Source organism: Croceicoccus bisphenolivorans (assembly GCF_001634625.1).
Taxonomy (GTDB): domain Bacteria; phylum Pseudomonadota; class Alphaproteobacteria; order Sphingomonadales; family Sphingomonadaceae; genus Croceicoccus; species Croceicoccus bisphenolivorans.
In genome coordinates this window covers 1-1,068 of sequence record NZ_LRSE01000056.1, presented here as the reverse complement: position 1 = coordinate 1,068, position 1,068 = coordinate 1, and the positions used below count along the sequence as shown (strand labels likewise).

The following is a 1,068-nucleotide window of genomic DNA, read 5'->3' as shown; positions in this document are numbered from 1 at the left end:
CTCAGGGGCTGATCGGGCGCACTGAGATTTGGCGATCGTTGAGGACTGACAGCTTGAAAACTGCTGTCCGTCGCGTTTCCGGTGTCGCGGCTCAAATCGAAGCTTACATTGAGAGTGCGCGATCGGTTGCGGGTCTATCGATCGATGAAACGCTCCTTCGACCGTTCACGGACGATCCTAGCTCATGGCCCGCACTTGCTGCTATCCGAGTGAAGGAGCCAGCTTCCACCTCTGATCCTTCGATTGAAGGTCGTCCCTCGATCGCGGAAGTGGCGCTTGGGCAGGCATACGAACAGTATCTCAACGACCCGGCGCATTCGTGGTCGGCGCGGACCCGTGAGGCGTTCGAAACGAGCCGCAAGATGGCGGTGGCCGTGATTGGAGCAGATACTCCGCTGATGTCGCTCTCTCGGGCTCAGTGCCGCGATTACATCGAGGTGTTGCGCTTCCTTCCTCGGAACTCGGCAAAGCGATTTCCGAAGCTGACGCCACGGCAAGCCTCTGAGCAGTCGAAGGCGAACGGAGGACGCGACGCAATCAGCGCAGCCAATGTGAATGTGTATCTCGGAAACCTGTCGAGCTTCTTGAATTGGGCGGTCAATGAGGAGCTTATTGGACGAAACCCCCTTCGTGGGCTGCGACTGCACGATGAGGTCGCGAAGAAGGACAAGCGCCTCCCATTCTCAGCCGATCAGTTGCGGAAGATTTTCAACGCCCCTCTTTACCGGGGATGCCTTGATGGTGGGCGAGGATATGCGACACCGGGGGCTAATCGCCCTCGTAACGCTCGCTTCTGGGTGCCTTTGATCGGCTTGCATACGGGTATGAGACTCAACGAGATTTGCCAGTTGGATGTCTCGGATGTTCGATCAATCGATGGCGTTCAGTGCATTGTGATCAGCGAGAAGTCGAAGGTCGGAAGCACAGATAAGACTCTCAAGACCGGGGCAAGTGAGCGAGTCATCCCACTGCATCGTAATCTGCTTGATTGCGGTCTTGCGCGGTATGTTGATCAGCAGCGTGATGCTAGTGAAGAGAAGTAAGCGCTGTTTTCAGCCCACGTCGCCC

The 1,068-nt window shown here is 56.8% G+C and carries 1 protein-coding gene; it reads left to right on the top strand.

From position 1 onward, the window contains the following. A partial coding sequence (locus A7A77_RS17275) for a DUF6538 domain-containing protein (protein WP_281180053.1) occupies positions 1 to 1,043 on the top strand: 1,043 nt, incomplete at its 5' end. Positions 1,044 to 1,068: the final 25 nt, after the last annotated feature.